The following is a 23,044-nucleotide window of genomic DNA, read 5'->3' as shown; positions in this document are numbered from 1 at the left end:
CCATTTCTCCGTTTTATCAAATCACTCTGCGCTATGGCACGTCATCTTAGGACCGCTTGAACAGGCAATGAATAAAATATAGCAGTCATTCACAAAAATGAGGTGCCGGTTATGAATTGTGAAAACGTGCATAAATTCGTTTTATTTGCCTTGCTAATCATTGCAATCGCCGATATAATTCTTCTATTTGCCGAAATAGTAACCCAAAGATGCGAAGCGAAAGAGGAAAAAGAAAAAAAAGAGAAAGAAGCGGAAGATAAAAAACTCCGGAAAGAAGTCGAAGAGCTTCACCGGGAAGTCCTAATGCTGAAAAAACAACTAAAGGCTGCAACCTAGACCATTTCTTCGGTACATACCCGAATACCATTTTCCTTGAGTAATTTGGCAAAAAGACCGTCGCCGGGAATTAAGCGCCCGGAAAAAGTCCCGTCATAAATAAGTCCGCAGCCGCAAGTAGGTGATTTTGATTTAACGATCGCTTCCTGGTAGCCAATTAGAATGGCAATCTTTAGTCCTAATTCCGCACCCGATAAATAAGCCGCCGTTTGGTCTTCTCCACCAGCCGCAATGATCCTGCCGTTTCGCTGCTCGGCCGGCGGACGCGGCGTTGGCAATCCTGCCAGCATCTCCGGACAGAGTGGTATCGCTTTCCCCTGTCTCACCATTACCGCAATTTGGGGAACCGTACAGGAAGAACCGTTATAGCGGCACTCGACTCCTGCTAAACAGGCGCTGACAACAATCATAACAATACCTCACAATAACTCTTCTTCCGAGCTATATAATCGATATATCCCTGCTGCATTTTTTGCCCTTCATATACGGTGTTTATAATCCTGTTTTCTTTAAATAAAATTTCCATATCTTTAAAATAAGATTCTGCTTCCATCACGTCATAATAACTATGAATCACTGTCTGGCCCCGCTCAATCTGCAGAAATTCATTTTTTCCTATCTCTTCTCCTCTACCGTACCAATCGTCGTATATCGAAAGAAAATTTAAGCAAATCATCCCTTCCGGTTTTACTACTCTTTTTATCTCCTGGACCGCTTTTTGAATATCCTTCTTCTGCATATGAAAAATAGAATTGTAGGAGTAAATGTGGCTGATTGATTCATCCTCAAAAGGAAGCTCACGTATATCGCCTTTGCAAATTCTTAAATTGAGACCATTTTTTTGTGAAAACTTTTTCGTCTTTTCTATTTGCGAATCGTCTATTTCAATTCCATAAGTCTCATAACCAAATTCTGCAAACAGTGCCAAAGGCGGACAGCTCCCCCCCGCCCCACAATCTAATATGCTTTTATTCAGTCTACTCTCATTACAATAATTTAGAAATCGATATAACTGCGTTTGTTTAAACAATATAGGAATCATAAAGTCCCTCCCCTCTTGGAATCACGTTGTTTAACAAACATTCCACTAATTTACATAGTAACGCTATAAGATAATAATGTCCATGAATTTTCCACACCGTAAAATTCTCCTGTCTTTCCGCACTTTATTTTGCAGGAGTTGGAAGAAAAAAAGGGAAGTAAAGAATTAAAAATAAAAATAGATAGATAGGAGTTTAAATTATGCCGACTGTGTTTCAATTGCAAGACACGCTACTTAATTTGGTGCGTAAGGAAGCGGTAGCCGTAACCATTTATTTAGTAAATGGCTTTCAAATTAAAGGATTTATCAAAGGCTTTGACACCTTTACCGTGATAATCGAAACCGAGGGCAAGCAACAACTGGTCTATAAAAATGCAATCTCAACCATCGCCACCGCCCGGCCGGTAATCCTGCAACCTGCCGATAAAAAAACAGGGCACGCCGCAGATAATGAGGCGTAGAAAAACCGTTAAAAAGTCAGTTACCTGAAAAGGTCCACTGGCTTTTTTTCATTTTCCGTTCTTTCCATAATAATATAAATGAATATGCTATAGTAAGAAAAGCCGAAAGGAGTTATTATGGAAGAAGATTGGCGAGCCGATTTTTATTCAACAAAAAAACCGGATTCTGTTTACGGCCGGCAAAACCCGCTGAATCTCCTGGCAATCGACGCATATATCTATGGCTATCCGCTGGTTTTAACGGATACAACCAGGCGAATCATGCTTGCCGGCGGAATGAGCCTAAATCAGTTTTTGAATGAACCGGTTTTCCCGTCTCCTCGCTACACTACCATTGTCAGACCCAATGTTGATACTCTGTACTCTATGGCATGGCTGGATCTTTCCCGGGAACCTGTCATATTATATCTGCCCGATACGTATAACATATATTACCTTATGGAACTTTTAGATGCCTGGACCAACGTATTCGCGTCGCTGGGGACGCGAACCACCGGTACGAAGGCAGGAGTATTTGCCATTACCGGGCCGGATTGGAACGGAATGCTCCCGGAAGGTTTTATCCGGATTGGTGCGCCTGCCAATACTGTATGGATTATCGGCCGCACCCAAACCAACGGACCGGAGGATTATCCAATCGTTCATGCAATTCAAAACAGCTATGCTTTAATACCGCTTAGTTGTTGGGGAAAATTTGATATTCCCAAAATTGGAGCCGCTAAGCAAGTGATGAATATCGATCCGTCAACTCAAGTCGCCAATATGAATGCGGCCGTATTCTTTCAAACCATGATGGCGGCAATGCACAGGAATCCCCCCTGGATCCAAGATCCGGCCATGAGCAAAAAACTAGCTGCTCTGGGGCTGATACCAGGCAAGACTTTTAATTTTTATAGCTTAAGTCCATCCGTTCAACTCGCCCTTGAATTAGCTATTGACCATGGCTCCAACCTGCTGCAGGCGGCAGCCTCCAAAAAATATTTTAAGAACAGCGTACATGGATGGACTTTACTTGTTAAGGATATTGGCTTCTATGGAGCGGATTATATGCAGCGCGCTTTGATTGCTATGACCGGAATCGGGGCAAACCTCCCGCAGGATTCGGTCTATGGTCCCGCTTTTATCGCAGCAGACGGAATGCCCTTATCGGGATATAACAACTATATTATTCATTTTGAGCAGCAGCAGCTTCCACCGGTTAACGCCTTTTGGTCAATTACTGTTTATAACGATAAAGGCTTTTTGGTGGAAAATCCAATAGACCGCTATGCAATTAGTCCCCACCTTGGCAGGCTAAACTATAATGCGGACGGTTCTCTTACTATTTTTGTTCAAAATACCTCGCCGGGAAAAGACCTGGCAGCGAATTGGCTGCCGGCGCCGAAAGGCCCATTTAATCTGCTCTTACGACTGTATTGGCCCAAAGGAGCGGTACTCCGGGGAAATTGGACTCCGCCGGCGATACTGCGAATGCAAGCCTTATCTTAGAACAAAAAAAACACAGCCCGACCTCCTGGTTAGGCTGTGTTTTCCATTGATCTGATTGACTTCCCGTTTTTATATTTGACTGTTCTGAACGACAACCGAATTTTCGCTGTCCGGCATTTCGCTGGCAAAAAAACAATCTAAAATCATTTGCTCCAGAGCAGCAAAATTTTTGTTGATTGCTCCCGGGTCATCGCCGTGCAGGCCGGATAAATTATAGGTCTCAATCAAAGTCTTGAACTCAAACCAGCGTTCGGAAAAAATCAGTTGAAATACATAAGTTAAATGACTAGTCATAAACAAATTCATTTTTTCCATATCGCCCCGGCTTAATTTTCCCTGAGCCTGCATACTTTCTGCCGGGCCGTTATGAAAGGCAAAGACGGTGATGGCCCGGGCGGCAGCGGCAATCCATTTTTCCTTTTTCCGGGCATCCAGCAGGCTTTCCCGGGCACTCTGGTTAAGAGTCGGATTGGTACGGACAAAAGTAAGAAGCTCATTCGTGTCGGTTTCCGGACATTGACTCCGCTGTTTTATCATCGCCTATCTCCACCTTGCTGTTTTTGTTATCCCGATTTGGCTTTCTTGGTAAATTTTATAATAAAACTATGACAAAAATATGACAATTTATTTACTATTTCACTGTGATACCCATTGTTTTTTCCAGCAGCGCTTTATCCGTATTATAATCATAGAGCGCTTTAATATAGTTATTCCTGGCTTGTTCCAGAGCCAGTTCCGCATCGATAACATCCAGATTCGTACCGATTCCGTTCTGGTAGCGTTCCTCAGCCAGTTTTAAATCCACTTCCCCTTGCTCCACCGCGACCTTGTCGGTATCAATCCGCTTGGCCGCTTCTTGCATGCTTAAATAAGCCTGACTTACCTCCAGAGTGATCCCGTCCCGGGTCTGCCGGGCCTGTTCCCGGGCTGCCACCACATCTGCTTCGGCCTTTTTGACTTGGGATTGGGTCAGACCGGAATCCAAAACATTTAACTGGGCAACCAGACTGACCGTCCAGTTGCGGTTCTTGACGGCGGGAAAATCATTATCCTGCCATTCTGTTGCTCCGACAAGACTGAATGACGGCTTTCTGCCGCTTTGGGCAATTTCGACCTGGTCCGCGGCCATATGAATCGAATCCTGGGTTTGTTCCATTTCCGGGCGATACTGCAATGCATAACGGATACAGTCGTCCAAAGTTAACGGGGACGGCTGATAGGCCAAATCCTCCTGTAATTTTATCTCGCTATGTAGCGGCAGTCCAATGATATTGTTGAGATTATAAACCGCCAGATCATAATTATTTTGCGCTTGCGTCAAACCGTCCTGCGCATTCGCCAGGCGCACTTTCGTCTGTAAAACATCCGGCAACGCCACGGTGCCCACATCATATTGATCTTGCACGTTTTGCAGATGAACCGTGAAATCATTCACCGTTTGTTTCGCTACCTTTAATAAATTACGGGCTTGCAACACATCAAAATAAGCGTCGGTTACTTTCAGTTTCAGTTGCTGTTTGGTCAATTGGACATTCAGATCCGATATATTGCTATTTAATTTCGCCTGGCTGACTGCATTTTCCAGGTTGCCGCTGGCATCAATCGGGACTGTAAGCCTTAGTTCATTACTAAAATAATTATAGGCCGAATACGGCGAAAGATACGGCCACCAGCTAGGCGGCGCGGACGAGCGCAGGTCGGTATGAGTATACCCAAGATTAAGTCCCTTGCCGGCCTTCGCCTGCTGAATGCCCCAAGCCGCCTTGTCTTTGTTGGCTTCGGCTATCTTCATGGCCGGATTATTTTCTAGCGCCAGCGTAACGCATTGGTTCAGAGACAGGTCGACAGGTTCCGCGGCGACTGATTGCGTAGAAAGAACCAGACAAAAAACAGCTGCCGTCAGTCCGGCAACATACGGGTAATAGCGCTTCATATTGCAATAACCTCCTTACGGGTAAGCAAAATATGCAGCAATGACCAAAATAAATTCTGCATGTTTCTATTGTATACATACTTTACGCAACATGCAATCCTCATTAGCGCCATAGAAGGCTTCCAAAAGTAACCCCCCATCACCCGCTTACGTTCCGTCCGGCAATGGAGGTATTCGTCTTATCTCCCTATCCTTTATTTTACCGGCTAATTGTGATGGTGTTACATCTTGAACGTTAAGCCGAAATTCAAACCGCCCCGGTTTCCATGGTAGTTTAAGTTGCGATAGGTTAAATTAAAATCCGTTTGTTCCGTAAGTTTATAATCGGCGCCAACCTGAACTTCCTGAAACCCGTCACCAATAAGACCGGATACATAGCCCGTACACTCATCGGTAATTGGGGCGCTCAGGACCGCCCCCAAATAAGTGCGGGTCTCGGAATCAAGATTTCTTATTCCGACAATTGCTCTCGCATTATCGGCCATACCAAACTGTCCGTAGAAATCACGGGTACCGTAACTGTTTTTCCAGTCATTGTACTCAAAACCCATGGTTACGGTATCAGTAGCCTTCGTTTCAATATAATAGGTGTTATTATCACTGCCGTACAGGATACCGGCCGCGGTCTGGCCCTGCTCCTCCAAATCATTATAAGGGGTGGCAAACACGCTAACGGTCCCGGCAAACAAACACACAACCAAAATCAACAGCACCTTTTTCAACATACTACATCGCTCCAATCTTTAAGTTTAATTATTTCAATTCTAAAATTTATAATCGGAAGTTTTAAATTGATAGGCAATTCCATAGTCTTTCGGCTGAAAAGTAAAAGCAAATTCCCGGGATGCAGCACTTTTAGTTTTAATTATTAATGGTTTGGTGGAATCAATGTCCTGAAAATTGAACCGGACCATTACCCCGTAGGCTGCCATTTTCTGACTCCAGCCATTATCAATAATTTGTACCTTGCCATAAACCGTTTCAATGGGTTGAATGGTTATACCATCTTGTATGCCAGTTATTTTGGGATCTAAAATTTCCTGGATGCTATCGGCATCTGCTTTATAAATAATCATTGCCGTATAAACCTCGGAATACTGCGCCGTTTTACTATCATCCAGACTGGTATGGTTCTCCTTGGATTTTGCTGCATAGGTCGCCACGGTACAATAGGGAGACAGTAAATACGCTTCGGCCTTCAGCTGTTTTTTATGGCCAAAAAACCCTTCGTTATACGTTAGCTGGAAGGTAGTCCCTTCATTATAAACAAAATCCTGTTTTTCTTCAGCCGCTTTATAGCCGGTTTGAATGGCCTCTTTCGTATCGTCTTTCGACATAGCCCAGCTGCTTGTCCCGGTGATTAACAGCAGGAGTCCCGTAATAATCAGAATTTTTTTCACTCTATCGCCCTCATATGTCGTGATAAGTTAATAAAGCTCCGGCAAGTCGCAAATACATTTTACAACTCAAATGTTAGAAATCCCTTAGAAAAGCTACACATTTTTATAAATTCAGACAAAATTCCAGAAAAACCGCAAAACTGGGAAAAGGCAAGCCCCCCCGAAAGAAGTACTTGCCTTTTTATGAAGTGTTATTTTTAGAAAGAATTAGATTTTAGCATCAAAACCGGTTTTCTTTAACGCCGAGGGATTCGTATCGCTCGCTTCAGCGGCATGGTTCGTTTTTATCCCTGCTTTGGAAGACGTGGCTGATTTTGTTTTAAGAACCGGATTCATTTGTTGATAAGCGATCTGGTTAGTATTATTTACTGATGATAAGGCCATATGTTAAACCTCCTTTTTTTGTTTAGTATCGCATTTATATATCGGATTATTATTGGAAATATGCGTTTTCTTACGCAGATAGTATGGGTTCCAATAAAATTCAAACAAAACTTTCCGAAACAAGAATTAGAAATTCATTATTCCTACATTTCGCACTCTGAACTTATCGCGAAAGTGGGCTTCTTAAGAAAAAAGGAGGTTGTAGTATGACAGTCTCATCAGAAATCCGTTCTCTGACGAATGCACAGCCGGAATCACAGGGAACTGTTACTTCGAATGAAATACCAACTGCTGCGCCAACTATTGATACGGCAGAGCCAGACACAATAAATCGCACTTCTTTGGCCGGCAATGCTGCCAGACTTGACATATCGGCGGGTGCAATGGCCCAGGATCATCTTATGCAAACAACCGGCGCCCAGGATAAAACGGCCTTGCTGCAAACCGCCCAAAGTGCTCTGGATGAAATTTATGCAATGCTGCAGCAGGGAAAAAAGCTGGCGATTCAGGCCAGCAAACTGCAAGACTCCGACGAAAAACAAGCTTTGCAAAATAAAATTAATCAGATCAGCCAGGATATTCACCGTGTCAGCACATCGACCCAATATAACAAGATCAATCTTTTTACGAATGGAGACTCATTAACACCGAATGACCAAACCATAATAAACAGTCTAAAAAGCGACTGGCTGGAAGAAGCGGAAAATGTGATTGCCGAACGCTATGGCTTAGCGGGCGACGGAGCAAATCTGACGATCGCTTTGGACGAAACTCCCGAACCCTTTCTGGCTGCCACCGAGTTTAACTATGACTCCAGCGGGAAGGCGGTGGATGAATCCTTGCATATTGCCGTGCAAACCTCACTGCCGGCAGCACTGCCTAACGGCGGCGAAGCCCCGTTTTACGACGACCGCGTTATGACTCATGAAATGGTCCATGCGATCATGGGGCGGACGATGAATTTTAAGGCTTTGCCAAACTGGTTTAAAGAAGGAACGGCCGAATTCATTCATGGAGCGGATGAACGGGTGGCCGGAGACTTGGCTCATAGCGGCGGCGGCATGGACGGGGCAACGGCGATTCAAAACGCCCTGGGAGACGGAACCGACAAAGCCTGGGTCAACGACAGCCTGCATTATTCGTCCGCCTTTATGGCGGTACGATATTTGCATAACCAAATAAAAGCCGCCGGTCACAGCGGCGGCATTAAAGATTTATTAACCGATTTAAAGGATAATCCAACCGAAAATCTGGACCAAGCTTTGAATCATGTCTCCAACTATATCGATACGAGCGCCTTTATTAGCGACTATGTGTCAAAAAGCAACGGCGCAGCGTTTATTCATAATCTCGATACGGCCGGTGAATTCACAACAGCCTTGAATGGCGGAGACACCGGCGGCATTGGCGGCGCCGACGCCGATAACGGTCCGGTTCAAACCGCCACGTCGGTAATCCCCGACACAAATGACCCTGCCAATCAACCGTTAAAACACTTTCATGTTATCTGGCCTGAGTCCGGCCAAAAGGCAACTTCCCCGATTCAAGTCGGTGCCAGCCAGGGTATGGCCATAAACTATACTCCCCTAAAAATTGACAGTACCGTTCTCGGTACAGACAAGGTAGACCTGGTAAATAATCCCGATAATGCGGTTACAACATTTACCAATGCGTTAACTTATGTTGCCGGTGAACAGGCACAGCTTAATCAGCTTAAAAATAAACTGGCCGCCGGCAGCGGTCAATCCGGTAATAGCGATGCGGCCGCCGGCATTCAGGATGCCGCCACCGCCCAAAAGATGGCTGCCTATGTAAAAGCCAATCTCAGCGAGAACGCTGTTTCAGCCTATTCTCAGCAGCAGCCGGCGCGGGTATTCCATTTGTTGGCGGCTACAAACTATTTTTATAAATTTCCTTAATTTCGTCCCGGGTTGGCACCCGCGGATTGTTTTCGATATTTGCTTTCATTATTTTTAAAGCATTATCGGCCAGCCAGTCGATGTTCTCTTCTCTGACGCCAAAATCGCCTAGCTTTGGCGTCATATTTAACCTTCGTAATAAGGTTTCCATAGCCTCAATACTTTTTACCGCCGCTTTTTCCACAGACAGTCCGGCGATACTTTCGCCCATGGCGCCGGCAATCCTGGCATACTTAGCCGGTACCGCCCGATACGTAAATTTCATAATTGGTACGAATAACGCCGCCAATCCTTCCCCATGGGGCGCATTCAATAAACCGCTGACCGGATGCTCCAAACCATGGGGCAGCGTCGTGCCGGCGGCGTCAATCGCCATCCCGCCCAAAGTATTGGCCAGGGCAACTTTCTCCCAGGCCTCGATGTTTTCCGGCTCGGCATAGACCTGCGGTAAATACTGCGCCGACAGACTAATCGCCTCCAGCGCAATCATTTCGGACATGGGATTGCTGCGTTTGGCAACATAGGCTTCCATCGCATGAAATAAGGCATCCAGGCCCGGACCGGCAATCGACCGCTTCGGCAGCGTCATTAACAGTTCAGGATCCACAATCGACGCTTTGGCATACATAAAGGGTGATTTCAAGCCTTTTTTATCATTGCTGTCAGGATTGGTAAGCACCGCGATATTGTTGCCCTCGCTACCGGTACCTGCGGTCGTGGTGATCAGTATGACCGGCAGCGCGCCCGTCCCCTGTTTGGCACCGAACATATATTCCGTAACATCCCCGTCGTTAATGGCTAAGAAAGCCACTGCCTTGGCCGCATCCATGGCACTGCCGCCGCCTAATCCAATTACCAGGTCACATTGTTCTCTTTTTGCCAAAGCCGCCCCTTCCTGCACCATTGTCGTCAGTGGATTCGCTTTGACTTTGTCAAAAACAACCTGTTCCACTCCCGCCTGCCCCAGTAAGGCCAATACTCTTGGCAATAAACCGGTGCGCTGCGAACTGCCTGAAGTTACCACCAGCGCTTTATGACCGTAGGTTTGCGCCAATCCGCCAACAGCACCCACTTTACCGCAGCCAAAAATAATCCTGGCCGGATTATGATATTCGAATTGAATCATCCTACTGCCTCCTTTATGAGAAAGACCGCTAAGCGGTCTTTCGGCTCATAGTGCAGGGCTCAGGGCGCGGGAAAACTCCTCACAATCCCCCAAGTCCCTGTATAAATTATAACTTAGCCAATTCTGGCCGATTTCCTTCCTGCCGGACTTCCACCTCCCGCAAGATTCGGTTTAAGTCGGTAAGAATTCCGCCGGTATCCCGCAATAAAGACAAGGGTAATTCCGTCAACTGCGCAAGACATAATTCCTGCCGGAAACGGGCTTCGTCAAGACGGCCGGTCAATAATGGAAGCGGCCATGCCAATGGTTCGATAACATTTCTGCCAAAAGCGGCAACACACTCCGCGGTAGACTCAATAGCCGGTCCCAGTCCTTCCAGATTTGCCCCGCCGGTCATTGCCGGGTTAATATCAATGATTCCTTTCCGGATGCCCCGGATTTGAATTGTTATATACTCTAAACGCTGCATTACCTGGGATAGCTGAGCCAATCTTTTTCTTAACCGTACCGGAAAGGGACTGAATTTTAAACTTTGTTCCGCTAATTCAATTGCTTCAATACTCTTTCCTGTCTCTTTTATTAATTTCATCACCGCGTCTTGTCCCGCATTGTCCCTTATATTTTTTTCCTGTAATAAGCCCGCCATATTTTCCAGGGTACCGGCGGCTAACCGGCTAAGTTCTAAAATGCGTTTTTCGGCTGCCGGCACGGCATTGGTAGGCACGACGGCAGCATTCACTACAATAGCAATCAGCGAACCGATTACGGTTTCCGTTATTCGCCCCAGGGCATAACCATTACTATGGCCTTGACTTAATGCCAGTACCAATAAAGAACTAATTCCGATTTGGGACGTAACCGGCGCTTGTAACCGCAGTGCCTTTCCCGCAGCCATGCCAATGAATATCATTAAAAAAATGGCGCCGGGACCAATGCCAAGCCAGTGTCCTATCAGAATGCTGAGAATCACTCCGGCAATGGTGCCGCTAATGCGTTGTATTGCCGCTTTTAATGAATCCGCAACCGTAACGTGGACCGTTAAGATGGCGGCCAGGGATGAAAAGTACGGATAATGGCTTTGTAACACCGCAGTCGAAACAAACCAGGCTACCGACGCGGCAAAGGCAATTTTGAAGGTTTGCAGACTCAGGCCCAGACGGTCCAGAACATCAATAATCCGTTTCACATTTTTTCCTTTCCGTTATAACATAAAATCCTATTTTCTTTAGTATATTCTCAAATGGCTTTTTCATTATGCCTTGCCTGCTGCATTCGCTCCTGTATGCGCTCAGCAGCTCGGCCTCGTGGCGCAGGGTCCAGGGCGCGAAAAAAGGCTTCCCGGCATTCGACGGGAAGCCTTTGCGTTATTGCCTATTTTCGTCATGCCGCACGGCTGTCAGGAATATAAAATAAAGAGGTGATGGACAAAAATGAGACGTGCTGTCGTATTGCAAAGCGCCTGGAAAATTGCCAAAGCCTATTGGTTTTCCAACGATAAATGGTCGGCCTGGGGACTGTTATTGGTTGTAATCGCTCTCAACCTGGGTTTGGTATACATATCGGTACTCTTAAATGTCTGGCAGGGTACCTTCTACCAAGTGTTGCAAAACTATAACCAGGCCGGGTTCATCCGGGCGGTAGGAAATTTTACCCTATTAGTAGTTCTCTTAATCATCGTACGCGGCTATCAGGTTTACACACGGATGCTGCTTCACATCCAGTGGCGCAGTTGGCTGACCGAAAAATATCTTGCCGACTGGCTGCGTTACAAAACCTATTACCGTCTTAAACTGCTGGCTAATGAGGAAGCGGATAATCCTGACCAGCGGATTAGCGAAGATGTTGAACTGTTTGTTTCTCTGACCTTGCGGCTCTCCATTGATGTGCTGCAGGATATTTTGACCGTATCATCCTTTGTCGTTATCTTATGGAATCTTTCCGGCATCCTTTATCTGCCCCTGGGACGCTTTCATTTACCCGTTTATGGCTATTTAGTCTGGGCGGCACTGGTCTATGCAGCCATTGGCACCTACCTGACAATCCGGTTAGGCCACCCTTTAGTCCGGTTGGATTATGACCAGCAGCGCTATGAAGCCGATTTTCGCTTCAGCCTTGTCCGGGTACGGGAAAACGCCGAAAGCATTGCCTTTTACAATGGTGAAATGCAAGAAAAAAAGACGTTTTTACGGCATTTTGAAAACATTGTAAATAACTATTTAAAAATCATTACGGTACGTAAAAAACTGACCTGGCTGACAACCACCTATTCTCATGCTTCGATCATTTTCGGCGTACTGGTTGCATCACCGCGATATTTCCGGAATCAAATCCATTTAGGCCAGATGTTTCAGGTGATTGATGCCTATAATCATGTTCAAAACGGATTTTCCTTTGTCATTGACAGCTTCACCCGTTTGGCTCAATGGCGGGCGGTAGTTAACCGTCTGAATAATTTCCTGATATATATGGAAATAGCCCGCGCCGAAGCTTCTTCGTCCTACCAAATTGAAGTAAGCCGGCAGCCTCGGCGGGGGCTTACGCTTAAAGCAATTAATGTTTTCCGTCCTGACGGTTATAATCTAATTAAAAATATTACTTTAACGCTGGATTCCAATGAAAGCTTGTTAATCATCGGTCCCTCCGGCTGCGGCAAAAGTACGTTTCTTAGAACCCTGGCCGGATTGTGGCCCTATGCCAATGGCTGTATCCATGTGCCGGACAAGAAAAAGGTCCTGTTTGTGCCGCAAAAATCCTATATGCCCCTAACCCGGTTCCGGGATGTCCTAACATACCCCGGTCCGACCCAGCCAGTGGAAGACGCTGTTCTAAAAAAAATACTGCTAACCTGTCATCTTCCGCATCTAATAGACAGACTGGAAGAAACCCTTGACTGGGGGCAAGCGCTCTCATTAGGCGAACAGCAGCGGGTCGCTTTTGTCCGGATATTATTGCTGCAGCCCGATTGGCTGTTTCTTGATGAGGCAACCTCCGCGCTGGATGAAAATACGGAAAAGGTCATGTATGAATCCCTGCCTCAATTGCTGCCGCATACGTCGGTCATCAGCGTCGGACACCGGAAAACGCTGCTAAATTATCACCGGAACCGCCTGGAACTGGACGGCAAAGGAGGTTGGCAACTAATACCCAGATTTGCTAAACCAGTTTGAACTTTGCCACTACATCCTGCAATTTCCCGGCGATCTGATTGAGGGACTGAGCACTGGCCGCAATTTCTTCCACAGAGGCGTTAACCTCTTCCGCACTAGCTGCCGTTGTTTCGGTGGAAGCTGCCGACTGTTCGGCTACAGCAGCCACATTTTGCACCGCTTCCTTCAGGTGCGTAGCTGCCTGAGCCTGCTGCTCAATCAGCTTAACGACAGTATCCGTTTTATTAGCCGTGGCGTCAATGTGGCCGGTAATCGCCCTGAAACTGGTATCGGCCTCGTGGATAATCGTAACCCCCTCACCAACCGCAGTGGTGGTTTGATTGGACGAATTTACCACATTGCCAATGTCACCCAGCATTCCATGGACAATCGTGCCAATCTGAGCCGCAGCCTGACCTGATTGCTCGGCAAGTTTCCGCACTTCTTCCGCCACAACGGCGAATCCCCGGCCGTGTTCCCCCGCCCGGGCAGCCTCAATAGCGGCGTTAAGCGCCAGCAAGTTTGTTTGTCCGGCAATCGCATTAATCATCTCTACAATTTCCCGGACTTGTTGTGACTTGGTATTCAGTTCACCCGCCAATTGAGCATTTTCCCGGGTGGTATTGGCAATCCCCTGAATCACTTCCGTAGCCCGGCTAATGGCCGTCTGCCCATTTTCAGCCGCTACACCAATCTGCCGGGCCTGCCGGGTTAATTCCTGCATTTCCCGGGATACCGAACCGGCAAGTTCATTCAATGCCGCCGTCTGGCCGGCGGCATCCTGTACCATCCGTCCCGTTTCCTCTGCCCCTTTGGCAATTTCTCCGGCAGTTTGAGCAACTTGCCCCACCGCCCGGCCGGCTTCCTCGGTAGCAGCGGACAATGCTTCGCCGGAGGCGGAAATAGACTGGGCGTTGCTTTGAACGGTACCGACAATATTCCGCAAGTTCTGCACGGTCAAATTCATTGCACCGGCTAATTGCCCGATTTCATCCTTCGACTTGTAATGAAGGACCAGCGTCAAATCTCCCTGCCCCAGCCGGGAAACTTCCCGCGTCATCACCGTAAGCGGCCTAAGCAGGCGCCCGATAATAAGCCAAGCAATGGAACCAACCAGAACTAAAGCAATCAGCAAAGCGAGGGCACTGCTTTTGATACCCGAATAAAGGCCTGCCAGCATGTCCATGCTAAGCATGGAATTGTGCCCGGCCGCCTGATATACGGTGTATAGCTGCAAAGCGCTGACCAACAGGGTAGTGACGACCAAAGCCGTAAGCATAACAGCAATGATTTTGTTCTTTATACTCAAAATTACTCCCCCCAAAAATAGATTCCATGAATAGAAAATAAATTTGCCATTTATCCACAAATATCCTTTAAAATTTACAAAAAAGACCGCTAGCGCGGCCTTGGAAACATTAATAAGTTTCGAATATCTTTTGAATTTCATCGGGCTGCCGGGTTTTCGTCAAAGCCAGCATTAGAAGGATTCTTGCTTTCTGCGGACTCAACGTGTCGGCGGCAACAAAACCATACTCGTCATCGTCGACAGCGCCGTTTTTTGTCACCACTCCATTGCCAACCCGCGTACTTCTAACCACGACGACCCCCTGTTGCCGGATTTCATTAAAAACCTTTTGCATGTGCTGCGACATATTGCCATTTCCCAGACCGGCATAGACAATTCCCTGGGCCCCGTCCTTAACGGCTGCCCTGACCAATGCGCCGCCATCGTCGACATAACCATAGATAATATGAACCTTGGGCAGTATTGCCAGTTCATCAATACGAAACTCACTTAAATAGGTATGTTTGCGGGCCGGCAAACGATAAAAATGGGGCTGGCCATCTATCAGATACCCTAAATAACCAAGCTCCGGAGCCTTGAATGTATCCTGGAGGGCCGTATTGGTTTTTGTCACATCCCGGCTGGAGTTGACTGTATCGTTCAGGGCAACCAGAACTCCTTTGCCGCTGGCTGCGTCACTGGCAGCCAAAACAATGGCATTGTAAAGATTCATCGGGCCGTCGGAACTGATCGCGGTGGATGGGCGCATGGCCCCCACCAAAACTACGGGCTTGTCGCTATTGACAACCAGATTCAGAAAATAGGCGGTTTCTTCCATCGTGTCCGTTCCATGGGTTAATACAATACCGTCCACATCCGGCTGTTGCAGTAAAGAATTTATGCGATTCGCCAAAAAAAGCCAAAGCTCGTGACTCATATCGGCACTATCGATTTGCGCGACCTGTTCACTGGTTATATTGGCAAGATTGGTTAAAGGTCTGATTTCGTTTAATAACTCCGCTATGGGAACGATCCCCGACTGATAGGCCGTAGTTGCGGCAACCGACTGGGATACAGCCGCGATGGTGCCCCCCGTCGCAAGAATTACAATGTTCTTCATAGGCAACTCCTTTTATTCCATTCTTTGCATTTCTTAGTCACTCGCCAATCATTCTCCCATCTAAGATAAACTTAGTGAATTTTAAACGAATATAACCTTAATAATTACTTTGCGGCTATAAATAATTAGGAGAAATCTTTCGCCATAAGTTCAGAGTGCAAAATGTGGGTATATTGGTTTGGTTCAAACATAATAATACCATATTAACTAAAAAGACCAAAGGGGCTTTACCTGGAAGTAAAATATTTTACTTCCAAATTCCATAGAAAAAGGGTCAAAAAAAGAGGGACTGTATTTGCAGCTCCCCTAATCAACGTTTTTACCTTTATTCTCTTGTCAGTTTTTCCGCCATTGTATCGATTCGGTTCACAATGTGGCTGGTATCCTGGGCTGTCGCAGCGACGTGCGTCACCGCCTCGGAAATTTGAGCAATTGATTCGGTTACTTGTTTGATTTGGCTGTACGTTTCCTCGCTATCGGCCTGGATGGCTTTCGACACATCGGCGATTGCTTTCACCGAATCGGCACTCATTGTTGCCAGTTTCCGGATTTCATCCGCAACCACGCCGAAACCGCGTCCATATTCCCCGACCCGCGCCGCTTCAATCGCCGCGTTTAATCCTAAGAGATTGGTCTGTCCGGCAATATTGCGAATAATTGATAAGGCTTTCTCCGTCTCCTTGGCCCGTCCTTGCAGGAGTTGGGCCGTATTAGCCACCTGAGCCGTAACGGCGGCAATCTCCTCGGTTTGGGCCGACACTTCCTCCGCCGAACTGGCCAGGGTACTTACCATATCACTCAAGCTGACCGCCAATTCTTTCATCTCGTCCTGTTTATCGGTCGTCTCAATAATGGCAATCCCGCCAATGACAGTATTCTCGCGGTCAAATACAGGATAAGCCATGGCAATGTAAGGCAGTCCGAAAACTGCTTTATCGCCCCGAACCACGACACGCCGTTTCTCCATCATTGCTTGAGCGACCGCCGTCCCCGCTTTTACCGGAGTTCCTGCCTGAATTTTAAGATTGAGAGTATCGCCGGGCTGATAGAAAAGGTACTTTTCTTTATCCGTAAGGGCAATTCCGACTTGATTGGCATAGACTTGCGCTATGACCGGCAAAACAGCCTTAAATGCTTCGAGACGGCTTTCTGCTTCTGCCACACTTACAGCCTCCTTAGCGTTTACATAAATTATCATCGATTTAATTCGACAGAAAAGTGCGAATTCCTTGTCAATTTGTTATCCCATTTAGTACTCCTGACCGTCTGCCGTCTTCTCATGCTGTCTCACCGACTCCGACCAAGGTATGGGCAGTCCGGCGGAGAATTGCGTTACCGGTCATCTAAACAGCCGGTTCCAATGTTGACACTGATTCTGAATAAGAATATACTAGAATTTGTAAAATATTCTAAAAATGCCTTTTGGGGAGGAACATTATGAATCATACTGTATTTCTTAATTTAGCAAAAATGGATTTTGACCACAAGCTTGATTTTTCCCCATTCAACAAAATTACAACGGTCAGTAAATATGATATAAGCAGCGACCCGGCGGAAATACTGACCAGAGTTCAGGGGCAGAATATCGTCATCACCAAGGAAATGCCTTTAAGGGGAGATTTAATCGCTCAGTTTCCCGCCTCCGTTCAACTTATTTGCGAGGCCGGCACGGGCTATAATAATATAGATATTGACGCTGCCAGACAAAAAAATATTACGGTTTGCAATATCCCCGGGTATAGCACGGAAGCCGTTGCGCAGCTGGTTATAACTTTTATTTTGAATTTAAGTTCCTCCCTGGCATGGCAGCAAATCATGCTGAAACAAAATAACTTTACTAATTTCACCCAATGTCTGCAGGTGCCCCATTTCGAGTTACAAAACAAAACCCTTGGCATCATTGGCGCCGGCTCCATTGGGCGGCAAGTAATAAAAATTGCCCTGGCTCTGGGGATGAAGATTCTGACCTACACCCGCACTTCCCGGCAGTGGGACGACCCCGCCATTCAATCCGTTTCGCTGGAAGAACTGCTGGCCAAGAGTGATTTTGTCACTCTGCATTGTCCCCTTACACCCGCTACCAGGCACCTGATCAATAAGGACCGTCTGAACTTAATGAAGCCTACGGCCTTTATCATCAACACTGCCCGGGGGGCCATTATCAACGAACCGGATTTAATCGCCGCCTTGCAAAACCGGCAGATTGCCGGAGCGGCACTGGATGTCCAGGACCCGGAACCGCCGGCTCCGGACAATCCGTTGTTTGCCATGGAAAATGTACTGCTGACGCCGCATATAGGCTGGAAATGCCTTGAATCCAGACAGCGGCTTCTGAATCTTCTGGCTGCTAATATTGCATCCTTCCTGCAGGGCAAACCAATCAATGTTGTGAATTAAGCCTTTCTAATTCCGGGGCTGTCCCCAGTGCAGCGAAAAATTGTTGACGGGGGACGGCCCCTTTGCTTAAAAACCAAAACTAGAATAGACCGGGAGGAGTCATATGCTTAACGAGAAAAAACTGGCGCAAGAAATTATTCATACCGTTGGCGGCCGAGAGAATATCAACACAGCGATGCATTGCATGACCCGTCTCCGTCTCTCGCTGTTTAACCGGACAAAAGTCAAGATGGAAGACCTGCAAAAGCTGAACGGCATACTGGGGGTCGTGGAAGCTGCCGGTCAACTGCAAATCATACTGGGACCGGGTACAGTCAACAAAGTGGCCGCCGAAATTGCGATCCTGACGGGACTATCCCTTGGTGAAGTAAAAGACCTGAAAGCCCAAATTGCTGATAAAAACCGCACACCGGTCAAGTTATTTTTACGTAAACTGGCCAATATTTTCGTTCCTCTCATCCCGGCCATCGTCGCCTCGGGCATGGTGGCGGGATTAACCAATATCGCCATTCAGCTCGGCGCCGACCCGAAAGGAACCTTTGCCGCTTTCCTGAATGTAATCGGCTGGGGTATTTTCTCCTATCTCGGTATTTTCGTCGGAATCAATGCCGCCAGGGAATTCGGCGGCACCCCCTCCATGGGCGGTCTTGCCGGCGTTTTGATCATGAATCCGGCCATTGCCACCCTCAAAATCAATCAAATGGCCCTGGTACCAGGACGGGGCGGCTTAATCGGAGTGCTCCTCGTTGCCTGGTTCATGAGCCAGTTGGAAAAACGGCTGCGCAAGATTGTGCCCAATGCCCTGGATATTATTGTCGTTCCCGGCCTGACTCTCTTCATCACCGGCTTTATCACCTATTATGTGCTGCAGCCTGTCGGCGGCGTACTCTCCGACGGCATAGTAGCCGTCTTCACCAATTTAATCGGCATTGGCGGGGCGGTGGTAGGCTTTATACTGGCCGCAACCTTCCTGCCGGTAGTCATGACCGGACTGCACCAGGGCCTGGTCCCCGTACACATGGAGTTCTTAAATACGTTTAAGGAAAATCCGCTGCTGCCGATCCTGGCCATGGCCGGAGCCGGTCAAGTGGGAGCTACCTTTGCCGTCTATTTAAAAACCAAAAACAACAAACTCAAAGAAATCATCAAAGGCGCTCTGCCCGTCGGTATTTTGGGCATCGGAGAACCGCTTATTTTCGGCGTTACCCTGCCGCTGGGACGGCCCTTTGTCACCGCTTGCATCGGCGCCGGGTTCGGCGGCGCCTTTCAGGCGGTCATGCATGTCAGTTCCGTGGCAATCGGCGTCTCGGGACTGCCGTTGGCCTTTTTGATTAAGCCCGGCAGTGTGCTTTCCTATCTTATCGGCCTTCTGATCGCCTATATCGCCGGCTTTATTACCACCTGGGCTGTCGGCTTTGACGACCCGCCGGGTGAAATCCAACAGCAGGGATGTGAATAGTATGGCCTGGGAAAAAGGCATATCAGCCTTTGCCGGTATGGAGCATTCGGCAAAAAACAATTGCGACTATCTTGAATTGGCCCGCCGTTATGGTTTTAACCGTTTATTTACTTCCCTTCATATCCCTGAAGCCAACGCCCAAACGCTGCTAACGGAGTTCCACCATCTGGTCAACACCGCTACGGAACTTGGCTACTCGATTACAGCGGATATCTCGCCCAAGGCCTTAGCTCAGTTGGGCGCCTCTCCTACTGATTTTTCCCAGCTAAAAAGACTGGGCATTCATACCATCCGCCTGGACTATGGCTTTTCGCCGGACCAAATTGCCGCAATCACCCAGGCCGGCGATTTAGAGGTGGAAATCAATGCCAGCACAATTACACCGGTTCTGCTACAGCAAATTGTCCAGTCCGGCACCGACCTTACCCGGCTAAGAGCCTGTCACAATTATTATCCCCGGCCGGAAACCGGACTTAGCTGGTCCCTGTTCACCGAGCGCTCTCAGTTGTTGTCTAATCATGGCATCCCCGTATTCGCCTTCATTCCTTCCCGCCATACACCCCGCGGCCCCATTTTCGCCGGCTTGCCGACCTTGGAAAAACACCGTTCCCAGTCTCCTATGCAGGCGGCCAAAGAACTGCTCGCCTGCCGCCTGCTGGCCGGGTTGCTCTTCGGCGACCCCCTGGCGCCATCCCAGGAATTGGCTGCCGTGGCCGGTCTCGATTCCGAATGCATCGAACTGCATATCCATGTCGCTCCGGACATAACCGCCGCCGAACGGGAACTTTTATTTTCAGGCTGCCATACTAACCGGACCGACCCCGGTGAATACGCCATCCGGTCACAGGAGGCGCGAAGCCGGTGTACCTCTGCGATTCCGATTCCCGCCCGGACCGCCGCACCGCGGCTCCCTGGCACGGTAACGGTTGATAACCAGCATTACCTTCGGTATATGGGAGAACTGCAAATCATCCATTCCGCTCTGCCGGCGGACGACCGGGTCAATACCGTAGCCCATATCGTGCCGGAAGAATTGTTTTTACTTGCTTATATCCGCCCCGGCGACCAATTCCGTTTCAAGGAGGCAACTGTATGAACCTGGAAAACCTGCTAACCGAAGCCCGCAATCCCGCAACTATGAATATCGACCGGCTTTCCGGCCGGGAAATTGTTGAACTGATCAATCGGGAGGATCACAAAATTGCTGCTGCCGTAAAAAACATTCTGCCTGAGATTGCTCAGGCAGTCGAATGGATTGTGGCATCATTTAAAACCGGCGGCCGTCTCTTTTACGTAGGCGCCGGCACCAGCGGACGACTGGGCATTTTGGATGCGTCCGAGTGCCCGCCAACCTATGGTACCGACCCGGAACTGGTACAAGGACTGATTGCCGGTGGACCGGCCGCCATCCTCCGGGCGGTAGAGGGTGCCGAAGATTCGCCGACCCTGGCCGTTGAAGATTTACAGGCTAAACACCTGTGTCCGGCCGACATTGTTGTCGGCATTGCCGCCAGCGGCCGGACGCCCTATGTACTGGGCGGTTTACAATATGCTAACTCACTCGGCTGCCGCACCATCGCCCTTACCTGTACCCCGGCTTCAGAAATGAGCCAGGCAGCCGCTCTCAGCCTGACTGTACTGGCCGGCCCGGAAGTTGTCACAGGATCTACCCGCATGAAGGCCGGCACAGCACAAAAAATGGTGCTTAACATGTTAACCACCGCCAGTATGATCCGGCTTGGCAAGACGTACAGCAATTTAATGGTGGATGTTCAGGCCACCAACTTTAAACTGCAGGAACGGGCCAAACGCATTGTCAGTACGGCTACCGGTGTCAGCCGGGAACAATGTGAGACGGCGCTCACCGTCGCCAATGGCTCGGCTAAGTTAGCCGTAACCATGTTGCTGACAAGCTTGCCCGCCGTACCGGCCGCCCGCTTGCTGGAGCAGGCAGGCGGCGTTGTGGCCGCGGCCCTGGCCCTGCATAGCAATCCACAGAAATAACCGTTTTAATTGGTTATCGCATCAATATCTGTTTTTTCATTTGATTCAATGGTTATGAGAATCCGGTAGGGCAGATTTACGATCTGTTGCGGCGGCCTGCTGATCCACCCTGTCCGGACTCCAATCTGGCGGGGTGAATCATCCTGACGGATGCGGATTTTGTCGTCCCGCACTTCAATAACCGCATATTCTGTTTGACCGCCAATGCGGAATTCCTCAGAATAACCCGGACGAAGCGGAACCGTTTTATATAATTTGCCGTCAATTTGCACTTGGGCCGTTGTTCCTCCAGCCGCCGGAAATAGAGTAAAGCTGAGAATAATTCCGGCGGTAGACAACAAAAGGAGCAGGCTCACAAGCCATTTATCCGCTTTGGTCAACTCTGGATATATCATTTTCACTCTCCCCATTAAGCTATAATTGTACATAACGGGATATCCGGGCCATATAGACCTGGTATATTCCGTTTTTATCTTTTATTACTTCGGGTGATTCACCCGGCAATTCCCCGCATATCCTCCTACATTGGCAAAAACAAATTCATCCATTATTTTCTAATATATTTTCCTTAATTTACCTGATAAAATTATACAAAATAGGTCTTATGTCTTATTAAGTATTTTTCAAAAAAGCCGATAAATTTATTGAAAAATACATTTAAGGAGCCATAGGATGTTAAAAAAAAAGCAAGCCGCCTATGCATTGATTGTCTTTTTTCTCGCCTTCTATCAACCGGTCCCGGCCCACGCCAGTTTTTTCTTATTTAACATTATCCGGGGTATTTTCGGCGGCGGTTCGCATCATCACAAATCCCCACCCCAACCCCACACTACAATCGTCAAATTCGGCATGCAAAACAGCCAGGTGGCCGCTATCCAAAAGGATCTCATCCAGGCCGGCTATTTAAGCGGCCATCCTGATGGGATATTTGGTTACCAAACTCTTGCCGCCGTTAAGGAATTTCAGGATGATACCGGCCTGGAAACTGACGGCATCGTCGGTCCGCGAACGTTAGACGCCCTGAAAAACTTCCGGGGAAAAAGACCGCCGCGAAAAGTGCTCCCGCCCGATCAACCTACATATCAATCGCCGCCGGAAGACAGCGGTATACCGCACTACCTTTATTCTCTGCCGGTGCTTGCAACCGCGTATACCGCTCATGATGAAGGCTGCACGGGTATCACCTACCGAGGCCACGTCCTGGAGCGCGGCATGATTGCTGTAGACCCGGATGTCATTCCGCTGGGAACAAAACTCTATGTGCCGGGATACGGCGAAGCAGTCGCCGATGACATTGGCGGCGCCATTATCGGTAGACACATTGATTTGGCGATGGAAACAACCGATGAGGCTTTCAACTGGGGAAGACGGAATATAACCGTGTATGTTTTGTCAAAAGGCTGAACTTTCGAATACCATTAAATACCACTCATGGAAGATAGATACTTCCTTCTTCTGATCCCTTCCAGGACTATCCTTAATAGGATGGTCCTTTTTTTATGGGACCGGGCCTGCTTAAAAGCGCGTCTACGTTGTTGTGG

23 protein-coding genes are annotated in these 23,044 nt (G+C 48.0%); 10 read left to right on the top strand and 13 right to left on the bottom strand.

Going from position 1 to position 23,044, the window contains the following annotated elements:
- The first annotated feature begins 111 nt into the window (after positions 1-111).
- Entirely contained in the window at positions 112-336 is a 225-nt protein-coding gene (locus LUCIF_RS21800) for a hypothetical protein (protein WP_122629938.1), read from the top strand.
- Here LUCIF_RS21800 and LUCIF_RS21795 read toward each other — a convergent pair.
- Complete coding sequence (locus tag LUCIF_RS21795) at positions 333-746, bottom strand: 2-thiouracil desulfurase family protein (RefSeq protein ID WP_122629937.1); 414 nt, start codon at positions 744-746, stop codon at positions 333-335. The two genes, LUCIF_RS21800 and LUCIF_RS21795, sit on opposite strands and share 4 nt — an antisense overlap.
- Positions 743-1,378 (bottom strand): class I SAM-dependent methyltransferase, encoded by a 636-nt coding sequence (locus LUCIF_RS21790; RefSeq protein WP_207858246.1) that lies wholly within the window; start codon positions 1,376-1,378, stop codon positions 743-745. Before LUCIF_RS21790 ends, LUCIF_RS21795 begins: the two co-directional genes overlap by 4 nt.
- Positions 1,379-1,578: 200 nt before the next feature.
- On the opposite strand from LUCIF_RS21790, the gene hfq reads away from it, so the two are divergent.
- Complete coding sequence (hfq, locus tag LUCIF_RS21785) at positions 1,579-1,839, top strand: RNA chaperone Hfq (protein ID WP_122629936.1); 261 nt, start codon at positions 1,579-1,581, stop codon at positions 1,837-1,839.
- 117 nt (positions 1,840-1,956) lie between these two features.
- Entirely contained in the window at positions 1,957-3,327 is a 1,371-nt protein-coding gene (locus tag LUCIF_RS21780) for a DUF1254 domain-containing protein (RefSeq protein ID WP_122629935.1), read from the top strand.
- A gap of 69 nt (positions 3,328-3,396) precedes the next feature.
- Here LUCIF_RS21780 and LUCIF_RS21775 read toward each other — a convergent pair whose 3' ends face one another.
- The 5 genes from LUCIF_RS21775 to LUCIF_RS26260 all read right to left on the bottom strand — a co-directional run bounded on the left by LUCIF_RS21775 (position 3,397) and on the right by LUCIF_RS26260 (position 7,044).
- Positions 3,397-3,864, bottom strand: a complete 468-nt coding sequence (locus LUCIF_RS21775; protein ID WP_122629934.1) for a hypothetical protein — start codon at positions 3,862-3,864, stop codon at positions 3,397-3,399.
- Positions 3,865-3,958: 94 nt separating this feature from the next.
- Positions 3,959-5,260 carry a TolC family protein gene (locus LUCIF_RS21770; protein WP_122629933.1) on the bottom strand — a complete coding sequence of 434 codons (1,302 nt, stop codon included), beginning with the start codon at positions 5,258-5,260 and terminating at the stop codon, positions 3,959-3,961.
- Positions 5,261-5,481: 221 nt separating this feature from the next.
- Positions 5,482-5,985 carry a hypothetical protein gene (locus LUCIF_RS21765; protein ID WP_122629932.1) on the bottom strand — a complete coding sequence of 168 codons (504 nt, stop codon included), beginning with the start codon at positions 5,983-5,985 and terminating at the stop codon, positions 5,482-5,484.
- A 39-nt stretch (positions 5,986-6,024) separates the two neighbouring features.
- A complete protein-coding gene (locus LUCIF_RS21760; protein ID WP_122629931.1) occupies positions 6,025-6,660 on the bottom strand; it encodes a hypothetical protein in 636 nt (211 codons plus the stop codon).
- Between the two features lie 207 nt (positions 6,661-6,867).
- Positions 6,868-7,044 (bottom strand): hypothetical protein, encoded by a 177-nt coding sequence (locus tag LUCIF_RS26260; RefSeq protein WP_165866108.1) that lies wholly within the window; start codon positions 7,042-7,044, stop codon positions 6,868-6,870.
- Positions 7,045-7,250: 206 nt separating this feature from the next.
- On the opposite strand from LUCIF_RS26260, the gene LUCIF_RS21750 reads away from it, so the two are divergent.
- A complete protein-coding gene (locus LUCIF_RS21750; RefSeq protein ID WP_122629929.1) occupies positions 7,251-8,963 on the top strand; it encodes a flagellinolysin in 1,713 nt (570 codons plus the stop codon).
- Here LUCIF_RS21750 and LUCIF_RS21745 read toward each other — a convergent pair.
- Both LUCIF_RS21745 and LUCIF_RS21740 read right to left on the bottom strand, forming a co-directional pair.
- Positions 8,935-10,089 carry an iron-containing alcohol dehydrogenase gene (locus LUCIF_RS21745; RefSeq protein ID WP_122629928.1) on the bottom strand — a complete coding sequence of 385 codons (1,155 nt, stop codon included), beginning with the start codon at positions 10,087-10,089 and terminating at the stop codon, positions 8,935-8,937. The genes LUCIF_RS21750 and LUCIF_RS21745 overlap by 29 nt on opposite strands.
- Positions 10,090-10,195: 106 nt before the next feature.
- On the bottom strand, positions 10,196-11,275 hold the full coding sequence (locus tag LUCIF_RS21740) for an FUSC family protein (RefSeq protein WP_122629927.1): 1,080 nt from the start codon (positions 11,273-11,275) through the stop codon (positions 10,196-10,198).
- Between the two features lie 244 nt (positions 11,276-11,519).
- Between LUCIF_RS21740 and LUCIF_RS21735 the strand changes: the two genes are divergently transcribed.
- Positions 11,520-13,256 (top strand): ABC transporter ATP-binding protein/permease, encoded by a 1,737-nt coding sequence (locus LUCIF_RS21735; RefSeq protein WP_122629926.1) that lies wholly within the window; start codon positions 11,520-11,522, stop codon positions 13,254-13,256.
- On the opposite strand, the gene LUCIF_RS21730 is transcribed toward LUCIF_RS21735, so the two are convergent.
- From LUCIF_RS21730 to LUCIF_RS27095, 3 genes are all read right to left on the bottom strand, one after another.
- Positions 13,243-14,544, bottom strand: coding sequence for a methyl-accepting chemotaxis protein (locus LUCIF_RS21730; protein ID WP_165866107.1), 1,302 nt, complete (start codon positions 14,542-14,544; stop codon positions 13,243-13,245). The two genes, LUCIF_RS21735 and LUCIF_RS21730, sit on opposite strands and share 14 nt — an antisense overlap.
- 109 nt (positions 14,545-14,653) lie before the next feature.
- Complete coding sequence (locus tag LUCIF_RS21725) at positions 14,654-15,643, bottom strand: type II asparaginase (protein ID WP_122629924.1); 990 nt, start codon at positions 15,641-15,643, stop codon at positions 14,654-14,656.
- 325 nt (positions 15,644-15,968) lie between these two features.
- The gene (locus LUCIF_RS27095; RefSeq protein ID WP_279386979.1) at positions 15,969-16,805 is read right to left on the bottom strand and encodes a methyl-accepting chemotaxis protein; all 837 of its coding nucleotides are present in this window, start codon (positions 16,803-16,805) and stop codon (positions 15,969-15,971) included.
- 275 nt (positions 16,806-17,080) lie between these two features.
- Between LUCIF_RS27095 and LUCIF_RS21715 the strand changes: the two genes are divergently transcribed.
- From LUCIF_RS21715 to murQ, 4 genes are all read left to right on the top strand, one after another.
- On the top strand, positions 17,081-18,040 hold the full coding sequence (locus LUCIF_RS21715) for an NAD(P)-dependent oxidoreductase (RefSeq protein WP_122629922.1): 960 nt from the start codon (positions 17,081-17,083) through the stop codon (positions 18,038-18,040).
- 103 nt (positions 18,041-18,143) lie between these two features.
- Entirely contained in the window at positions 18,144-19,499 is a 1,356-nt protein-coding gene (locus LUCIF_RS21710) for a PTS transporter subunit EIIC (RefSeq protein WP_122629921.1), read from the top strand.
- 1 nt (position 19,500) lies between these two features.
- Positions 19,501-20,595 carry a DUF871 domain-containing protein gene (locus LUCIF_RS21705; protein WP_122629920.1) on the top strand — a complete coding sequence of 365 codons (1,095 nt, stop codon included), beginning with the start codon at positions 19,501-19,503 and terminating at the stop codon, positions 20,593-20,595.
- Positions 20,592-21,503, top strand: coding sequence for an N-acetylmuramic acid 6-phosphate etherase (gene murQ / locus LUCIF_RS21700; RefSeq protein ID WP_122629919.1), 912 nt, complete (start codon positions 20,592-20,594; stop codon positions 21,501-21,503). Before LUCIF_RS21705 ends, murQ begins: the two co-directional genes overlap by 4 nt.
- A 5-nt stretch (positions 21,504-21,508) precedes the next feature.
- On the opposite strand, the gene LUCIF_RS21695 is transcribed toward murQ, so the two are convergent.
- Positions 21,509-21,898, bottom strand: a complete 390-nt coding sequence (locus LUCIF_RS21695; protein WP_122629918.1) for a NusG domain II-containing protein — start codon at positions 21,896-21,898, stop codon at positions 21,509-21,511.
- A gap of 277 nt (positions 21,899-22,175) precedes the next feature.
- Between LUCIF_RS21695 and LUCIF_RS21690 the strand changes: the two genes are divergently transcribed.
- Entirely contained in the window at positions 22,176-22,907 is a 732-nt protein-coding gene (locus LUCIF_RS21690) for a 3D domain-containing protein (protein ID WP_243638777.1), read from the top strand.
- The last annotated feature ends 137 nt before the right edge of the window (positions 22,908-23,044 follow it).

The organism is Allolucifera butyrica (assembly GCF_900476375.1).
GTDB classification, from domain to species: domain Bacteria; phylum Bacillota; class Negativicutes; order Sporomusales; family UPPP01; genus Lucifera; species Lucifera butyrica.
Note: the sequence above shows the minus strand (reverse complement) of the source record. Positions and strands in the feature narration are given on the sequence as shown.

Excerpts from the sequence above, each read along its gene's own strand:
- LUCIF_RS21790 (WP_207858246.1), bottom strand. The coding sequence starts at position 1,378 with ATGATTCCTATATTGTTTAAACAAACGCAGTTATATCGATTTCTAAAT.
- LUCIF_RS21695 (WP_122629918.1), bottom strand. The coding sequence starts at position 21,898 with ATGATATATCCAGAGTTGACCAAAGCGGATAAATGGCTTGTGAGCCTG.
- LUCIF_RS21710 (WP_122629921.1), top strand. The coding sequence starts at position 18,144 with ATGCTTAACGAGAAAAAACTGGCGCAAGAAATTATTCATACCGTTGGC.
- LUCIF_RS21770 (WP_122629933.1), bottom strand. The coding sequence starts at position 5,260 with ATGAAGCGCTATTACCCGTATGTTGCCGGACTGACGGCAGCTGTTTTT.
- LUCIF_RS21735 (WP_122629926.1), top strand. The coding sequence starts at position 11,520 with ATGAGACGTGCTGTCGTATTGCAAAGCGCCTGGAAAATTGCCAAAGCC.
- LUCIF_RS21800 (WP_122629938.1), top strand. The coding sequence starts at position 112 with ATGAATTGTGAAAACGTGCATAAATTCGTTTTATTTGCCTTGCTAATC.
- hfq (WP_122629936.1), top strand. The coding sequence starts at position 1,579 with ATGCCGACTGTGTTTCAATTGCAAGACACGCTACTTAATTTGGTGCGT.
- LUCIF_RS26260 (WP_165866108.1), bottom strand. The coding sequence starts at position 7,044 with ATGGCCTTATCATCAGTAAATAATACTAACCAGATCGCTTATCAACAA.
- LUCIF_RS21750 (WP_122629929.1), top strand. The coding sequence starts at position 7,251 with ATGACAGTCTCATCAGAAATCCGTTCTCTGACGAATGCACAGCCGGAA.
- LUCIF_RS21795 (WP_122629937.1), bottom strand. The coding sequence starts at position 746 with ATGATTGTTGTCAGCGCCTGTTTAGCAGGAGTCGAGTGCCGCTATAAC.
- LUCIF_RS21765 (WP_122629932.1), bottom strand. The coding sequence starts at position 5,985 with ATGTTGAAAAAGGTGCTGTTGATTTTGGTTGTGTGTTTGTTTGCCGGG.
- LUCIF_RS21775 (WP_122629934.1), bottom strand. The coding sequence starts at position 3,864 with ATGATAAAACAGCGGAGTCAATGTCCGGAAACCGACACGAATGAGCTT.
- LUCIF_RS21690 (WP_243638777.1), top strand. The coding sequence starts at position 22,176 with ATGTTAAAAAAAAAGCAAGCCGCCTATGCATTGATTGTCTTTTTTCTC.
- LUCIF_RS21715 (WP_122629922.1), top strand. The coding sequence starts at position 17,081 with ATGAATCATACTGTATTTCTTAATTTAGCAAAAATGGATTTTGACCAC.
- LUCIF_RS21725 (WP_122629924.1), bottom strand. The coding sequence starts at position 15,643 with ATGAAGAACATTGTAATTCTTGCGACGGGGGGCACCATCGCGGCTGTA.
- LUCIF_RS21780 (WP_122629935.1), top strand. The coding sequence starts at position 1,957 with ATGGAAGAAGATTGGCGAGCCGATTTTTATTCAACAAAAAAACCGGAT.
- murQ (WP_122629919.1), top strand. The coding sequence starts at position 20,592 with ATGAACCTGGAAAACCTGCTAACCGAAGCCCGCAATCCCGCAACTATG.
- LUCIF_RS21745 (WP_122629928.1), bottom strand. The coding sequence starts at position 10,089 with ATGATTCAATTCGAATATCATAATCCGGCCAGGATTATTTTTGGCTGC.
- LUCIF_RS21705 (WP_122629920.1), top strand. The coding sequence starts at position 19,501 with ATGGCCTGGGAAAAAGGCATATCAGCCTTTGCCGGTATGGAGCATTCG.